The organism is Lachnoanaerobaculum sp. MSX33 (genome assembly GCF_000512995.1).
Classification (GTDB): domain Bacteria; phylum Bacillota; class Clostridia; order Lachnospirales; family Lachnospiraceae; genus Lachnoanaerobaculum.
The window spans coordinates 239400-255506 of sequence record NZ_AZXX01000062.1 but is presented as its reverse complement, the minus strand read 5'-3'; the positions used below and the strand labels follow the sequence as shown (position 1 = coordinate 255506).

Sequence of the window (16107 nt, the reverse complement as noted above, 5' to 3'; positions counted from 1 at the left end):
GACAAAGGGAGAGCTATGAAGTACGAATTTTTAAAGGCAGATATAACAAGCATTGTAAGTTTGCCGTCAGAATTTATAGATAAATACATGCTAAAGGCAAACGGTGATTATATAAAGGTATACCTTTTTATGTTGAGAAATGCCGACAGACTGATAAATCCCGAAATCATAGCCGATGCCCTTGAACTTACTATAAAGGATGTTGAAAGAGCTATAGCATACTGGTGCAAGAGCGGAGTGCTGATAGAAAAGGCTGAGAATATAGGTAAGCTTGGAAACGGCGACGACTTTGAAGAAGTTCTTATTACAAAGGGAATGCCTTCAAAAGAAGAACTTGAGGAAGCAAGACGTATTCTGACGGCGGCAAAAGAAGTATATAAAAGAAGAGAAATGCTTGAAGCCGGTATGGGAGCGGAAACATTAAAAGAGAATAATGTTAAATCGGAAAGCCCTGATGCAGCAAAAGACTTAAAAGAAAGCGATTGTAAAGCGTCTGATGCGACAAAAGATTCTGATGTAGAGAATAATTCCGAGAGCGAAGCAAAGGCTGAGATACCTGAAGAAAAACCGGAGCCGCCAAAGCTTCCTGACAGAAGTCTGGTGGATTTGACAAAGCTGAAAGGCGATGAAGATTTTCAGGAACTTGTATTCTGCGTGCAGACATATACTGAAAAGATATTTACACCTACAGATACTGAAAAGCTGGCATATCTTTATGATGTTGTGGGTATGTCAAAGGACTTACTTGAATATATAGCGGAAGTTTCAGTACAAAAAGGTAAAAAGAGTATAAACTATATCGAAAGAGTGGCATTTTCATTCCATGAAAAAGGTATTACAACTGTGGAGGAAGCCAAAGAGGACAATGTAAAATATTTCAATGAAAATAAAGCCGTGTTAAAGGCATTCGGAATATATGACAGAGTTTTGGCACCGGTTGAATTAAGATTTGTTAAAAAGTGGTTTGATGAGTACGGTTTCAGCACTGAGATAGTGGTCGAAGCCATCAGCAGAACAGTACTTAACACATCATCACAGAGTTTTTCATATGCCGACGGTATACTTACAAGATGGCATAATGAGAATGTGCGTACACTTTCAGATATAAAGGCACAGGATGAAAAACATGATGAGAAAGTAAAGGCGGCTCCGAAAACTTCAAATACCGCTTCCGGTTCAAAGTTCAATAATTTTGAACAGAGGAATGACAATATTGATTCCGATATGCAGGACAAGTTTTTAAATGAGTTGAACAATTTATAGTTTGGCTTAAAGGAGATATATGGCTATAGATAATTCCTCATATAATGCAATAATGAGAGAATATGAAAATATAAGAGCAAATAACAGAGCCGCGCAGGTCAGAAGAATAGAAGAGGTATATGAAAAAATACCTGAAATGAAGGAATTAAACAATTCCACAGGAAGTGTGGCTGTTTCCAGATATAAAGAAAGCTTGAAATCGGGGAAATTGTCAATAAATGATTTAAAAAACGATATTGACGGAATAAAAAATAAAAAGGAAGAACTTTTGCTTTCTGCCGGCTTTCCGAAAGATTATATGGAAATAACATATGATTGCAAAGACTGTAAGGACACAGGATATATTGACGGAAAAAAATGTCATTGCCTTCAGTTAAGGATAAGGAAACTTCTGTATGCTCAATCAAATCTTGAAAATATATTAAGTAAAGAAAATTTTGAAAATTTCTCATTTGATTATTATGATAATAAAACAATACTTCCGGGGCAGAATATGACAAATGCCGCCTATATGGAGGGTGTAAAAAGATTTTGTGAGAAATTTGCGGACAAATATTTTAAAATAAACGGAAGCAAAAATGGGGTTGATACTGCTTCCGACGAAAATGACAGAAGAAATATTATATTCAGCGGTAATACCGGTGTAGGCAAGACCTACTTAAGCAATTGTATAGCCAAGGTATTACTTGACAGATATTATTCTGTAATATATCTCAGTGCAAAAGAACTTTTTGAAGCACTGGTAAAGGTTAAGTTGGAAAAGAGTGAGGATCAAAAATATTTGCTTCTTATTGAAGAGGTGTATGAAAGTGATATGCTGATAATTGACGATCTCGGCACGGAACTTTCCAATCACTTTACAACTACCGAATTTTTCCATATAATAAACCGTAGGGTTAACACCGAAAAATCTACTATAATATCGACTAATCTCAGTCTGGATGAAATGAGAGACATATACAGTGAGAGAGTTACTTCAAGAATAAGAAAAAGTTTCATGTATATCAGATTATTTGGAAATGATATTAGAGCAAAGCTGTAATGGAGGGAAAATGCTGTACGAAGATAAAAAAATTGATTCTATTCCTGTAGGTCCTTTGGGACTTATACCTCTTAAAGGAATGGAGGATTTTACAAAAAAAGTAAATAATTACCTTGTAGAGTGGCGTAAGGAGAGAGAAAGTGAGCATAAGGATACACTTTTATTCTCAGAGTATGAGAAAGAAGATTATATTATAAAATCAACCATCTCAAGATTCGGCTCGGGTGAGGCAAAAGGAACCATAGAGGAATCTGTAAGAGGTGATGATTTATATTTGCTTGTGGATGTATGTAATTATTCCATGACCTATTCACTGTCAGGAAAAATAAACCATATGTCACCGGATGATCATTTCCAGGATCTTAAGAGAATTATTGCGGCAATAGCGGGAAAGGCAAGAAGAATAACTGTTATAATGCCTTTCTTATATGAGAGCCGTCAGCATAAAAAGACCGGAAGAGAGTCTTTGGACTGCGCACTGGCATTACAGGAACTCACAAATATGGGTGTTGACAATATCATTACATTTGATGCACATGACCCGAGAGTACAAAATGCCATTCCTTTAAAGGGATTTGAGACTGTGCAGCCGATTTATCAGTATACAAAGGGACTTCTAAGACATTTCCCGGATTTACAGGTTGATTCGGATCATATGATGATTATTTCTCCTGATGAAGGCGGAATGAGAAGGGCGATATATTTTGCAAATATGCTTAAGCTTGATGTAGGTATGTTCTACAAGAGAAGAGATTATACAAAGGTTGTTGACGGCAGAAATCCGATTATAGCACATGAGTTTTTGGGATCGGATGTTGAAGGTAAAGATCTTGTAATCATTGACGATATGATATCTTCTGGTGAGAGTGTTCAGGAAGTTGCAAAGGAACTTAAAAAGAGAAAGGCAAAAAGAGTCTTTGTATGTGCCACTTTCGGACTGTTCACCAACGGCTTTGCAAAATTTGATAAATATTATGAGAACGGTATTATCGACGGTATATTTACAACAAACTTAGTGTACCAGTCACATAATCTCTTAAGCAAACCTTATTACTACAATGTTGAGATGAGTAAGTATGTGGCTCTTATTATCGACAATTTGAATCATGATTCTACTATAAGCGGTCTTTTGACACCTACAAACAGAATCAACAATTTACTTGAGAAGGTAAAAAATAACAAATAGGATATAAGGTTTGGGTTATGAGAGTAGTTATATGTGATGATAATCCAATAGAACGAAAGAATTTGTTAGAGATCACTACACATATATCAAAGTCGGAGGGCTTTGATACGGAATTTGAGGTGTTTGAGAGCGCCAAGCAGATGTTATTTGAAGTGGAAGATAAACTTGAGCTTATTGATGTAATGTTTCTGGATATAAATATGCCGGGAATTGACGGCATGGAAGCCGCATCAAAACTTCGTTCAAACGGATATATCGGAGAGATAGTATTCATCACAGTTTCAAAGAATCATATGTTGGGGGCTTTTGACGTCAGAGCCTTCAACTATATTGTGAAAGGTGAGACTGACGGTGCCAAGACGGTAAAGATAATAAAGGATGTTTTTAAAACGGCATTAGAAAAATCAAAAGAGTATATGCTCTTTACCGGCATCGGTGAATATAGGAATATCGCGATAAATGATATAAAATATTTTGAAGTTAGAGGAAAGATAATAACCGTGTACTACGGCAGTAAAAGTTTTGAGTTTATTTCAACAATAGGAAAACTTGAAAACCTGCTGTTTACAAAAGGTTTTTTAAGAGTGCATAGATCATTTTTAGTTTCATTGCAACATATAAAGAAATTCACTTATGAGGAAATCACATTGATAGACAACACGGAAATTCCGGTGGGAAGAAAGTACTACAGTGGACTTAAGGAAGCGATGAAAGAAAATGCAATAGGGTGATTAAATGAAGAAAAAATATAAAGCAATGGGTGCTATGTCATTGGCACTGACGACCGCCTTTATATCGGTAAACGGTGTAGGTGTTCTAAAAGGCAATGCGACAACTGTTGGAGCCGCATATGTAGATATGACAGGTATTCAAAAAAACGGAGGTTTACATGGCTCAAACGCAGGGTATGTTGAAACCTCAGCCGGAATAGATGAAAGCAACTATGGAGAGTGGATAATTGAAAGAGAGCCCACATATGAGCAGGACGGGCTAAGAAAAAGAGAATATGTCGCTTCGGACGGTACATTTTATGTACAGTATGAGACTATTCAAAAGCTGCCTGTACCGCCGGTGCCCTCAGATCCGAGACCTGAGCCTACAAGGCCTTCAGATTCTGGAGAGGGAACAAAGCCTTCAATACCGGATAAAAATATTGCCACAAAATCCAATGCGAATAAGTCTTTTGGACATTCATCGGGAAAAAAGAAAAGAATTGAAAATTCGGAAAGTTCAAAAAAAGGTACAAAAGCCTCTCAGAGCGGCAATGACAATTCGGACACTAAGAACCCGACAAATAATGTAGAACCAACCGAAAGCTCCGCGCAAAAGGCTGAAACTGCAAAGCAGCCGGAAAATAAATCAGGTCATAAACATAAAAGAAATGATAATGACAGTGTGAGTAAATCTGAAGTTGACAAAAATGTTCAGACTGAGGTAAATACCGATAGTACAATTACAGATAATGCGACTGAAAACAATACGTTCACAAGCCTTCCTGATATTACTGAAACTTCGACTGAAATAAGCAATAATGAAGTTATTAATGAAACTGTTGAAGCTTCAACAAATGCGGATGAAAGTATAGAGGAAAACGGTTCAACTGATAAAAGCTTTAACAGATATGACGGTGTTACACTTTTGGCTGCCGGTGCATATGCATGGTGGATTGCAATTGTATTATTACCGATGATAAATGCGGTTAAATGGATAAATAAAAAGAGAAGAGAAAAATCGAGGGGCAATGTTAATAAGAAATATAATTGAGATTGCATTAATTATTATATTATTCATTGTAGGCATCGTGGTATATTTGTATTTAAAAAGAAGGATAAATGATGCCGAATCTGATTTGGTAATCAGAAAGAAAAAAGAAATAAAAGAAGATATAGAGGATTAAATAAAAATGGCTAAAGAAAAAAAGCTTGTAGAAGAAATTACTTCCATGGAGAAAGACTTTGCACAATGGTATACAGATATTGTGCTTAAGGCGGAGCTTGTTGACTATACAAGTGTAAAGGGTTGTCTTGTAATAAGACCTGCCGGTTATGCAATATGGGAAAATATGAAAAATGAGATAGACAGAAGATTTAAAGAGACAGGAATTCAAAACTGTTATCTGCCTATGTTCATACCTGAGAGCCTTTTACAAAAAGAGGCGGACCATGTTGAAGGCTTTGCACCTGAGGTTGCATGGGTAACTCATGGTGGAATGGAGGAGCTTGAGGAGAGACTCTGTGTCAGACCTACATCGGAAACATTATTCTGTGACTACTACTCAAAGGTTGTAAAGAGTTATAGAGATCTTCCGCAGCTTTTAAATCAGTGGTGTTCTGTAGTAAGATGGGAAAAGACAACCAGACCTTTCCTTCGTTCAAGAGAGTTTTTATGGCAGGAGGGACATACTGTTCATGCCACAGCCAAGGAAGCTCATGACAGAACGGTACAGATGCTTGAAGTATATGCGGACTTCTTTGAAAAGGACTTGGCTATACCTGTTATAAGAGGTATAAAGACCGATAAGGAGAAGTTTGCCGGAGCCGAGGCAACCTATACCATAGAGGCACTTATGCATGACGGTAAGGCATTACAGTCAGGTACCAGCCACTACTTCGGAGACGGATTTGCAAAGGCATTTGATGTAACATTTACTGATAAGGACAATCAAATCAAGCCTGTTTTTGAGACCTCATTCGGTATGACTACAAGAATAATAGGCGCTGTTATAATGGTACATGGTGATGACTCAGGTCTTAAGTTACCACCTCATATAGCACCTGTTCAAGTAAATATAATACCTGTAGCCGCACATAAGGAAGGTGTACTTGAGGCGGCTAATGCGCTTAAAGACAGACTGTATGCTGCAGGTGTAAGAGTAAAGCTTGATGACAGCGAGAAGAGCCCGGGATTTAAGTTTGCCGAGTCTGAGATGAGAGGTATACCTCTTAGAATTGAAATCGGACCGAAGGATATTGAAAATGATCAATGCGTATTTGTCAGAAGAGATACAGGTGAGAAGATCTTCGTATCACTTGAAAATGTTGAAAGTGAAGTTAAGGAATGCCTTGAAAAGATTCAGACAAATATGTATGAAACAGCCCTTGCGCATAGAGAAGCTCATACTTATGAGGCAAGAACTATGGAAGAGTTCAAGAATATTGCAGATAACAAGCCGGGATTTATCAAGGCTATGTGGTGCGGTGACAGAGCTTGTGAGGACAAGATAAAGGAAGAGGCAGGAGCCACATCAAGATGTATGCCTGAGGCACAGGAGCAGCTTAGCGATGTATGCGTTTGTTGCGGCAAGAAGGCTACAAAGATGGTTTACTGGGGAAAAGCATATTAAAATAATAAAGAGACTGCAGTCAGAAGGCTGCGGTTTTAATATTAAGTTTTTAAGCATTCATATACTTATGTCCCCGGTATCAGCTTTTGCTAAGGAGATAAGAATGAGAATAGATTTGCCAAAAAACGTTGAAAATATTATAGAAAAGTTGGAGGAGAACGGTTTTGAAGGGTTTGCAGTAGGTGGCTGTGTCAGGGATTCCCTGCTTCACAGGAAGCCTAAGGACTGGGATATCACTACAAACGCTCTTCCTGAAGAAATGAAGAGGATATTTAAAAAGACCGTTGATACGGGTATTGCACACGGAACTATTACAGTACTTATGGACGGAGAAGGCTATGAGCTGACTACATACAGAATAGACGGAAACTACTCGGACGGAAGACATCCTGACAGTGTTTCATTCAGTAAAAGTCTTTCTGAAGATCTTTGCAGAAGGGATTTTACAATTAATGCAATGGCCTATTCACATAAAAAGGGTATAGTGGATCTATATAAAGGTCAGGAGGATTTAAACAGCGGTATTATAAGAGCTGTAGGAGATCCAAATAAGAGATTTGACGAGGATGCTCTGAGAATGCTTAGGGCAATACGTTTTTCTGCACAACTAGGGTTTGAAATAGAAAAAGCCACATTTGATGCAATAAAAGACAAGGCTTCATTATTATCAAATGTCAGCAAGGAGAGAATATTTGTAGAGCTGAATAAAACACTTTCAGGAAATTTTGCAGAAAATGTAAAGTATATATACAGCAGCGGACTTTATAAATATATCGGTAAAGAGTTTGCAAAGCTTGATGAAAGTTTTTATGAGTTTTACAAAAGAGATATCGGTGATGAAAAACATATGTACTGGACTGTATTTTTGCAAAATGTAGAAAATATAAATTCGGTAAAGAAAATACTTTCGGAATTGAAGTCTGATAATGCAACAAAAATAAATACCTGTCTGCTTATAGAGGAACTGAAATTACCTTTACCGAAGAAGGATTCGGATATAAGACTGTCCTTGCACAGACTCGGTACAAAACTCTTTGAGGACTATATTAAGATTTGCAAGTCGGACAGAAAAAATGCGAATATTTTGGAAGAGATAAATGATATTGAAAAGAGATATGAGAAGATTAAAGAAGAAAATCATGCTTTTGATATCTCCATGCTTGATATTACCGGGAAAGATCTGATGGAACTTGGAATACCGAAAGGACCTAAAATCGGTGAGATTCTGGAAGAGTTATTAAAAAGAGTAATTGAAAATCCCAAACTGAATAATAAAGAACTGCTTCTTGATATAGCAAAAAATGAGTAATAAAAAGCTACGGGTCGGTACAGTAGGTACAAACCTGTAGCTTTTAACTTTATTTGTTTCTTTTTCTTATTTCACTAAGTTCCTTCATCTGAGAGATGTACTTTTTATTAAGTCCCGGATTTCCTTTTATCATATTTCTAATAAAGAATGACATGATTTTTCCGGTTTTCGGTAAGCTTAAGGATACCTTTTCTCTTGCAACTTCATATTTTATTTTAAGCTCAAGATAAGCCGGACTCTTTGAAGCAACCGTATTTGAAAGTGATGAAAGAGCATTTTCTATATCGGATTTTAAATATGAGAAACTCACTCTTCCGTTTGAGATATATTCATTTGCCTGGCTCACACGTCCTGCCACACTGTCTTTGATACCTACAAGCTTATTTTGGGTTTCACTTACAAGGTCGTCTGCAATCAATGAAAGCTTTTCTTTGACTTCAAGGAATTCAACCTTAGCCCTTTCAAGTGCCGTATATGCTTTGGCAAGATTGAATGCGGCCTTTATTGAAAGAATCAAATCCGAGAAAAAGATAATACTCACAACTATTACAGAAGTCTTCAAATTTGACTCATTTATCTTAGATACAAATCTATAGACATTTACCTGTAAAAAATCGGTAAGCAGTAGTGATAAAAATCCCCATGCTATAGAGGTGGAGAGCGATATATATCCGCTTAAATTGAACTTGTGATCGCTATAGTCCCAGTATTTGACTTTGAAAAGTCTTTCCATCACATAACCTGTGATATATTCAAGTATTGTAGCAGCAATCATTCCTGAAAAGTAAACTTCCAAATTATTCCCATGAAAGTTGTCTGTAATAATAAGAACAAACAAAGCGCCGAAGGCATATATAGGAATATAAGGGCCTCGAAGGAAGCCTCTGTTTGTAAGTTTTCTCTCCTTGATAGTTGCATATCCGGATTCAAAACACCATCCGAAAAAACAATATATATAAAAAAATGCAATCCATTGCAATAGGGTGTACTTGGTCATAATCACCTCCAATGAGAACAATAATACCACAGTAGTAGATTATCTACAAGTTTTGAAGTTTTATAAAGATAATAAAAACTCACTTTATATCAACTTTTATGTTATAGTATGATATTGAAGTAAGCGTATTTAAAACCCTATGCGGTTTTACCTGCAAATAATATAAAAAGAGAGTATAAATATGAAAGTAAGTATATGCTGCATTACCTATAATCACGGTAAATATATAAGAAAGGCAATAGATTCCTTTTTGGCGCAGAAAAGAAACTTTGATATAGAAATTCTGATAAATGATGATGCATCAACAGATGATACGGCAGATATTATAAGAGAATATGAAAAACAATATCCGGATATTATAAAGCCCTTATTTCATGAGGAAAATATGTACTCGCAAGGGGTTACAAATCCAAGCGGAAAATACAACTTTCCAAGAGCAAGCGGAGAATATATAGCCATGTGTGAGGGAGATGACTACTGGTGCGATGATAATAAACTTCAAATGCAGGTGGATTATATGGATGCACATCCCGAAATAAGCTTTTGCTTTCATGCTGCGAAGGTTGAAAATCTGGATGCCACATTTTCTCCAAACCTTATAAGACCTTATACCGGAAACTGTGTAGTCGGTGCAAAAGAAGTTATAAATAAAAGAGCACATTATCCCACTGCCTCACTTTTATTACGAACAGAGTATATGAAGAGTTTGCCCAAGTATTATTTTGACTGTAAGGTGGGAGATATACCCATGCAGATAATATCTGTAAAATACGGTGATGCCTATTATATCGACAGGGTTATGAGTGTGTACAGAATGGGAGTGCCGACTTCATGGACAGCCTCACAGTTTAGCGGTGATTACAAAAGAAAACAGGAAGAGTATTATCAAAATATGGAGGCTATGTATAAGGCATATGATGAAGACTCAGGATACAGATTTCATGATGAAGTGCTAAGTGCCGCAAAGAGACTTCGTTTCCTTACATATGTAAATACAAGAGATTTTAAAAACATATTGTCAAAGGACTTTAAAAAAGAATATAATGAGCTGGATTTTAGAGAAAGATTTTTTATAAAGTTTGAATATTTCTTACCTGCATTATATAAGTTTGTGAGGAATACAGCATTATATTTTAAAAGATAACGGAGGACTATGACATATTTTAAAAATATAAATCTGATAAAAGTAATAAAAATTGCTGTCGGAACAGGACTTGCAATATTTATTGCCGGAATTTTCGGGTTAAACTACAGTGCATCGGCAGGTATTATAACCTTACTGAGTATACAGGATACAAAAAAATCCACAATAAAGATTGCATTAAAAAGAATTGCGGCATTTGTTCTGGCTATGTTGATTTCATTTGTCGTATTTAGTTTATTCGGATATGATATATGGGCGCTGGTTTGCTACTTGCTCATATTTGTAGCGGTTTGTATGGTCTTTGATTTAAATGAAGGACTTTCACCATGTACCGTCTTGGTAACACATATTCTGGCAACGAAGTATATGAGTTTTGATGTTGTAAAAAATGAAGCGGTTTTGATGCTTATAGGAACATCCGTCGGAATATTTTTAAATATGTATATGCCGAGAAACTTGAAACATATAAGGGAATATCAGGCAAAAATAGAAAATGAAATAAAGTACATGCTGGATACTTTGGTAGGCTTTCTAAGAGATGAGAATAACAGGGTAAAACTTGAATATGATTTTGATGCGCTTGATAAGCTGATAGACAGTGCAATCTCAAAGGCATATATTGATAAAGACAATATACTAAGCTATGATTTGAAATATTTTATAAACTATATGGAAATGAGAAAGTCTCAAATCATGACCCTTAGATATATTTTTGATCAGGGAAAGGGAATGAAGACAAGACCAAGTCAGGCAAGAGATGTGGCTGAACTTATTTTTAATCTTGTGCCCAAACTGCATGAGTCAAATAATGCGGTAAATGCCCTGATGGACTTATATTTTGTAAAAGAAAAGATGAAAAACTCACAGCTTCCAAAGAGCCGAGAGGAATTTGAAGACAGAGCAATACTTCATTCAATGGTAGTAAATTTTGAGCAGTTCCTTGAAATAAAAAGGGAGTTTGCCGCAAATTTGAGTGAAGAAGAGAAAAATATATTTTGGAACAGGTAAATATATGGCAAAGAAATATTATGCGGTAAGAAAAGGAAGAAATACAGGTGTCTTTGAGACATGGGATGAATGTAAAAAGTCAGTTAGCGGATTTTCGGGAGCCGCTTATAAAAGTTTTACAAGCAGGGAAGAGGCTTTGGATTTTGTAAACGGAACAAAGAGTGTTGAGGATAAAGAGGAAGGCGAAGAGAAACAATCTGAAGCATTTGCATATGTTGACGGAAGTTATGACGACACTACCAAGTCATATTCATATGGCATGGTTATAATGCATAAGGATGATGAATTTTATTTTTCAAAAAAGTTTGAAAAGGATGATATGAGCGATATGAGAAATGTTGCAGGTGAGATACAGGGTTCTATGGCGGCCATGCAATATTGTCTGGATTATGATATAAAGAGTATCAGTATTTTTTATGACTATGAGGGTATAGAGAAGTGGTGCAACGGAGATTGGAAAGCCAAAAAGCCCGGTACCATGCATTATGTTGAATTTTATAAAAATGCTTCAAAGCATGTGGATGTGGATTTTATAAAGGTAAAAGGACATTCGGGAGATAAGTATAATGATATGGCGGATGAACTTGCCAAAAAAGCACTTGGAATTATATAAAAATGCCGGAGTATAAACTCCGGCAAAATTATTTTTCTTTATTATTTTCAAATAAACCGAGTCTGTTAAAAACAAGGTCATAGCCGTCATTTCCATAGTTTAGAGAACGGTTTACTCTGGAGATGGTAGCTGTAGAAGCGCCGGTTTCCTCGGCAATCTCCAAATATGTTTTCTTTTCACGTAGCATTTTAGCCACTTCATATCTTTGAGAGATGGAGAGCAACTCATTTACGGTGCAAACATCCTCAAAGAAAATATAAAATTCCTCTTTATCTTTTAGTGTAAGGATGGCGTCAAATAGATGGTCTACCGCGTCAGTCCTGATCTTATTATTCATACAAATTGCTCCATTCAAATAGTAATTACATTTTAGCATTTTAACTTGTAAAAGTAAAGTCGAGATAAAATAATATTTTTAGTGAATTATATTAAAAAAGATGGTATTATATTTTATTGTATAAAGCCAAATAACCCTAGGAGGGAATTTAGATGACAGATACTATACTAAGTCTGGAAAATATAAAGAAGAGTTTTGACGGTGAGAATGTTTTAAAGAACATCTCCCTTGATATAGGTAGAGGAGAGTTTATCACTCTTTTGGGTTCAAGTGGTTGCGGAAAAACCACTACGATAAGAATAATTGCAGGGCTTGAGAGTCCGGATGGCGGCAAGGTGATACTTAACGGTAAGGATATCACAGGACTGGCACCGGAAAAGAGAGATGTAAATACGGTATTTCAAAATTATGCTCTCTTCCCTCATATGAATGTTGAAAAAAATATAGGCTATGGATTAAGACTTAAAAAGATACCTGCAGATGAGATAAAAAAAGAGGTGGAAAAAGCTCTTTCTCTGGTACAGCTTGAAGGCTTTGAGAAAAGGAATCCGGCGCAGCTTTCAGGAGGTCAAAGGCAAAGAGTTGCAATAGCAAGAGCTATTGTAAATAAGCCGAGTGTATTGTTACTTGATGAGCCTCTCGGAGCACTTGATCTGATGCTTAGAAGACAGATGCAGATGGAGTTAAAGAAGCTTCAAAAAGCTCTCGGTATTACATTTATATATATAACTCATGACCAGGAAGAGGCTTTGAATATGTCATCAAGAATAGTTGTTATGAGGGACGGTAAGATAGAACAGATAGGTACTCCAAGCGAAGTATATGATACTCCTGCAACCGCTTTTGTAGCCGAGTTTGTGGGCGGTGCAAATCTCTATAAAGACGGTGAGAAAACATATGCAATACGTTCTGAACATGTAAGGCTTGGAGCAGGTGACTATGACGGTATAGTAATTGAAAACAGTTTTACCGCAGGTCTTTCAAAAGTAAAGGTTAGATTGAAAGATAATCAGGAGATTACTTCTTCACATATGGGCATGAATATCAATCTGAATCCGGGCGATGCTATAAGCATAGGCTGGGATAAAAAAGATATGGTGGAGGTTCAAGGTGAAAAATAAGAAACTTAACAAATATCTGCTAAGAATACCGATATATCTTTTTACAATCCTCTTTGTAATATTGCCTCTGGCCTATATGGTTCTGATCAGCTTTTTGACAAAGGCAAAGACCTGGGGATTTGATTTTACATTTACTTTGGAAAACTATAAAAAAGTATTTGATCCTTTTTACTTAAATATATTTTTGGAATCCATTAAGCTTGCTTTAGCATCAACCGTTTTGGTTACTTTGATAGGATATCCCTTCGGATATTTTATGGGAAGACTCAGTGAGAGATGGAAGAGAAGAATGATGATGCTTCTTATGATTCCCTTTTGGACCAGCGGTCTTATCAGGTTGAACGGATGGATAATAATATTTAGAAGTAACGGTGTGCTTGATAAACTTTTAATGTTTTTGGGCATTACAAAGACTCCGCTTAAACTGTTGTATACATATCCTGCCGTACTTGTAGGTATGGTATATTTTTTACTGCCTTTTATGATACTTTCAGTGTATTCCAGTGTGGAAAAAATGGATTGGAGCCTGATAGAAGCATCCAGAGATTTGGGGGCAAGCAGGCTTGAATCATTCCTCACAATAACACTCCGACTTACAATGCCGGGACTTCTAAGCGGTGTGGTACTTACATTTGTACCGAGTATGGGACTTTTCTATATCTCAGATATACTCGGAGGAAATAAAATAGTTCTTATCGGAAGTGTTATAGTGGAGCAGCTTACAAAGCTTAGAAATATACCTTTTGCGGCGGCACTGAGTGTAATACTTATGTTACTTACCATAGTATTCTTAAGACTTTATAAGAAGGTTTCGGGTACAGGAGAATTGGAGGGATTATTTTGAAAAAGGTATCAAAAGCGGCCGTTATATTTTTGGGGCTGGTAACTGTTTTAAACTATCTTCCCATTATACTCACTGTAGTTTATTCCTTTAATAAATCCAAGCTTACAAGCGTATGGGAAGGATTTTCTCTCGACTGGTATAAGATGCTTTTTAATGACGGTGATATAAAGAAAGCATTGTTAAACAGTATAATACTGGCGGTGTTGACATGTATGCTTTCACTTGTAATTGGTGTCAGTGCGGCTCTTGCCATGAGAGGGAAAAAACTTATTTTTGATGATTTCATCAGCGGTTTTGCATCTCTGCCTATAATGATTCCCGAGATTATTCTCGGAATGGTCTTTATGGCTATATTTTCATATATGAACCTGCCTTTCGGCTTTGTAACCATGACGATTGCACACAGTTCATTCTGTGTACCTTATATATTTTTGATTGTAAGGGCGAGACTTATGGGAATGGATCTTTCGCTTGAGGAGGCGGCAAGAGACCTTGGGGCAAGTGAGTTTGAAACATTCAGAGATGTAACATTACCATATATTTTGCCGGGAATTGCATCCGGATTATTATTATCATTTGCAATGTCCTTTGATGATGTGGTAATATCTATATTTACGACCGGTCCTTCAGTAAATACTCTTGCAATAAAGATATATACAAAGATGAAGACAGGTATTACTCCTGAAATAAATGCACTCGCAACCGTTATACTTGTGATTACGGTGCTTGTAATATTTATTTCGGAAAAAACAAGGAAAGATTGATTTGGAGGTAAATTAAATGAAATCTAAAGTATTAGGTTTACTCGGTTTGGGAGCGGCTGTTGCTCTTACAGCATGTGGAGGCGGTTCTAAAGATGCCGCACAGCAAAGCACAGGAGCTGCCACAGACAGCGCTCTTAAGGGGACCACTTTAAATCTGTATACATGGGACGGAATGTTCCCACAGGAGGTATTGGACGGCTTTACGGAAAAGACCGGAGTTAAGGTAAATTATTCAAACTTCGACCTTGATGAGACAATGCTTGCAAAGCTTGAAGAGACTAAGGGCGGTGATTATGATATCGTTGTTGCAGACGATTATATTATCCAGCTTGCAATAGGAGAAGGACTTGTTAAGGAGCTTGATAAGTCAAAGATATCTACATATGACAATATAAATCCTTTATTCCAAAGTAAGTTCTATGATCCTGACAATAAGTATACAATGCCTTACGGTGCAGGTATACCTTTGATAGTATATAATCCTGAGACTGTGAAAGTGGATATTCAAGGCTATAACGATCTTTGGAATCCTGAGCTTGCAGGTAATGTAGGTATTATCGGAAACTACAGAGTAATAGACGGTATTACTTTGAAATCACTCGGATATTCATTTAATACGAATGATCTTACTCAGATACAGGAAGCAGGAGATAAGTTAAAGACTTTAGCGCCGAATATACGTCTTATAAATGACAATAATCTTCAGGATTATCTCTTAAGCGGTGAAGTTGGAGCGGCATTTATGTATACATCACAGGTAACTCAGGCAATCAAAGCAAATCCTGATTTAAAAGTTGTATATCCTAAAGAAGGACTTGGATTCGGAGTAATGGGAAGCTTTATTCCTTCAAATGCACCGAATGCCGAGGCTGCATACAAATTCCTTGAGTATATCAATGAGCCTGAAGTAGCTGCAAAGTGCTTTGAGTACATCGGATACTTTGTTACAAACAAAGCTGCTGAAAGCTATGTATCAGACGATTGGAAGGACCTTATAGTATTCCCTGAGGATAAGATTTCACTTATTGAGGGCGGAGAGCTGATAGAGAATATCAGTGATGAGGCAAATGAGCTTCACAACAAGCTCTGGGAAGAGTTCAGACAGGAAACAAATTAGGAAATAAATAAGAGGGATG

The 16107-nt window shown here is 36.6% G+C and carries 17 protein-coding genes; 15 read left to right on the top strand and 2 right to left on the bottom strand.

Features of this window, described 5'->3' with window-relative positions:
* Positions 1–15 precede the first annotated feature (15 nt).
* The 8 genes from HMPREF1495_RS07190 (at position 16) to HMPREF1495_RS07160 (ending at position 8143) form a co-directional block, all read left to right on the top strand.
* Positions 16–1263, top strand: a complete 1248-nt coding sequence (locus HMPREF1495_RS07190) for a DnaD domain protein (RefSeq protein WP_034213222.1) — start codon at positions 16–18, stop codon at positions 1261–1263.
* 19 nt (positions 1264–1282) lie between these two features.
* Complete coding sequence (locus tag HMPREF1495_RS07185; protein WP_034213219.1) at positions 1283–2305, top strand: ATP-binding protein; 1023 nt, start codon at positions 1283–1285, stop codon at positions 2303–2305.
* Positions 2306–2315: 10 nt separating this feature from the next.
* Positions 2316–3491 (top strand): ribose-phosphate pyrophosphokinase, encoded by a 1176-nt coding sequence (locus HMPREF1495_RS07180; protein WP_034213217.1) that lies wholly within the window; start codon positions 2316–2318, stop codon positions 3489–3491.
* 17 nt (positions 3492–3508) lie between these two features.
* On the top strand, positions 3509–4222 hold the full coding sequence (locus HMPREF1495_RS07175; protein ID WP_007593474.1) for a LytR/AlgR family response regulator transcription factor: 714 nt from the start codon (positions 3509–3511) through the stop codon (positions 4220–4222).
* Positions 4223–4226: 4 nt separating this feature from the next.
* Positions 4227–5255: a hypothetical protein gene (locus tag HMPREF1495_RS07170; protein ID WP_034213210.1), complete on the top strand. Its 1029-nt coding sequence runs from the start codon at positions 4227–4229 to the stop codon at positions 5253–5255.
* On the top strand, positions 5233–5388 hold the full coding sequence (locus tag HMPREF1495_RS13895; protein WP_007593469.1) for a hypothetical protein: 156 nt from the start codon (positions 5233–5235) through the stop codon (positions 5386–5388). The genes HMPREF1495_RS07170 and HMPREF1495_RS13895 overlap by 23 nt, the downstream gene beginning before the upstream one ends.
* A 6-nt stretch (positions 5389–5394) precedes the next feature.
* The gene (proS, locus tag HMPREF1495_RS07165) at positions 5395–6834 is read left to right on the top strand and encodes a proline--tRNA ligase (protein WP_034213209.1); all 1440 of its coding nucleotides are present in this window, start codon (positions 5395–5397) and stop codon (positions 6832–6834) included.
* Between the two features lie 103 nt (positions 6835–6937).
* Positions 6938–8143 carry a CCA tRNA nucleotidyltransferase gene (locus tag HMPREF1495_RS07160; RefSeq protein ID WP_034213303.1) on the top strand — a complete coding sequence of 402 codons (1206 nt, stop codon included), beginning with the start codon at positions 6938–6940 and terminating at the stop codon, positions 8141–8143.
* Between the two features lie 49 nt (positions 8144–8192).
* On the opposite strand, the gene HMPREF1495_RS07155 is transcribed toward HMPREF1495_RS07160, so the two are convergent.
* Positions 8193–9140, bottom strand: a complete 948-nt coding sequence (locus HMPREF1495_RS07155) for a putative ABC transporter permease (RefSeq protein ID WP_034213207.1) — start codon at positions 9138–9140, stop codon at positions 8193–8195.
* A 181-nt stretch (positions 9141–9321) separates the two neighbouring features.
* Here HMPREF1495_RS07155 and HMPREF1495_RS07150 point away from each other — a divergent pair, with 181 nt between their 5' ends.
* Genes HMPREF1495_RS07150 through HMPREF1495_RS07140 form a run of 3 tightly spaced genes read left to right on the top strand, consistent with a single transcriptional unit; the run spans position 9322 to position 11905 of the window.
* The gene (locus HMPREF1495_RS07150; protein ID WP_034213204.1) at positions 9322–10284 is read left to right on the top strand and encodes a glycosyltransferase; all 963 of its coding nucleotides are present in this window, start codon (positions 9322–9324) and stop codon (positions 10282–10284) included.
* 9 nt (positions 10285–10293) lie between these two features.
* Entirely contained in the window at positions 10294–11292 is a 999-nt protein-coding gene (locus tag HMPREF1495_RS07145; RefSeq protein WP_034213202.1) for an aromatic acid exporter family protein, read from the top strand.
* A 4-nt stretch (positions 11293–11296) separates the two neighbouring features.
* Entirely contained in the window at positions 11297–11905 is a 609-nt protein-coding gene (locus tag HMPREF1495_RS07140; protein ID WP_034213300.1) for a ribonuclease H1 domain-containing protein, read from the top strand.
* 28 nt (positions 11906–11933) lie between these two features.
* Here HMPREF1495_RS07140 and HMPREF1495_RS07135 read toward each other — a convergent pair whose 3' ends face one another.
* Positions 11934–12242: a YerC/YecD family TrpR-related protein gene (locus HMPREF1495_RS07135; RefSeq protein ID WP_007593458.1), complete on the bottom strand. Its 309-nt coding sequence runs from the start codon at positions 12240–12242 to the stop codon at positions 11934–11936.
* Between the two features lie 152 nt (positions 12243–12394).
* On the opposite strand from HMPREF1495_RS07135, the gene HMPREF1495_RS07130 reads away from it, so the two are divergent.
* The 4 genes from HMPREF1495_RS07130 to HMPREF1495_RS07115 are packed head-to-tail and all read left to right on the top strand — an operon-like array spanning position 12395 to position 16088.
* Positions 12395–13363, top strand: a complete 969-nt coding sequence (locus HMPREF1495_RS07130) for an ABC transporter ATP-binding protein (protein WP_034213199.1) — start codon at positions 12395–12397, stop codon at positions 13361–13363.
* Positions 13353–14207 (top strand): ABC transporter permease, encoded by an 855-nt coding sequence (locus tag HMPREF1495_RS07125; protein WP_034213197.1) that lies wholly within the window; start codon positions 13353–13355, stop codon positions 14205–14207. Before HMPREF1495_RS07130 ends, HMPREF1495_RS07125 begins: the two co-directional genes overlap by 11 nt.
* The gene (locus HMPREF1495_RS07120) at positions 14204–14971 is read left to right on the top strand and encodes an ABC transporter permease (RefSeq protein WP_034213194.1); all 768 of its coding nucleotides are present in this window, start codon (positions 14204–14206) and stop codon (positions 14969–14971) included. The genes HMPREF1495_RS07125 and HMPREF1495_RS07120 overlap by 4 nt, the downstream gene beginning before the upstream one ends.
* Positions 14972–14987: 16 nt before the next feature.
* Positions 14988–16088 (top strand): ABC transporter substrate-binding protein, encoded by a 1101-nt coding sequence (locus HMPREF1495_RS07115; protein ID WP_007593445.1) that lies wholly within the window; start codon positions 14988–14990, stop codon positions 16086–16088.
* Positions 16089–16107 lie beyond the last annotated feature (19 nt).